Source organism: Salifodinibacter halophilus (assembly GCA_012999515.1).
Taxonomy (GTDB): Bacteria; Pseudomonadota; Gammaproteobacteria; order Nevskiales; family Salinisphaeraceae; genus Salifodinibacter; species Salifodinibacter halophilus.
Genome location: JABEEB010000081.1, coordinates 1 through 336, shown reverse-complemented (window position 1 = coordinate 336; position 336 = coordinate 1). Strand labels below are relative to the sequence as shown.

General features: G+C 63.7%; 1 protein-coding gene. It reads right to left on the bottom strand.

All coding sequences use genetic code 11. The features are described 5' to 3' along the window. Nucleotides 1-336 (bottom strand): glucosylglycerol-phosphate synthase (locus HKX41_10780; GenBank protein NNC24614.1); only part of this gene is annotated, 336 nt, incomplete at both ends.

The window sequence follows — 336 nt, the reverse complement described above, 5'->3', positions numbered from 1 at the left end:
AACTTGGCCCGCTCCCAGAACGTGTTGATCACCGGCCAGAATGCTTCCTTGGAGAAGCGTTTGTAGAACGTCTCCACATCGGCAGCGTTGAGCGCGACGGTGGCCGCTGTTAATCCGGGGTAACGCGCGGAATCCACCGGCATCCGCTCGACCTCGCTGACCCCCGGCCCCGCCGCGGTGGTCCAAGCGACCCAAGAACCCGGAGTGCCATCCGCGAAAAAGCTCAGCAGACTCGGAATGATGCCGTTCGGCGAAGAGTGAGGCCGGCGCACACGCTCGCCCCGCACGACGCGCTCCTCGTAGGGAAGACGGTGATACACCATCACCAACTTCGCC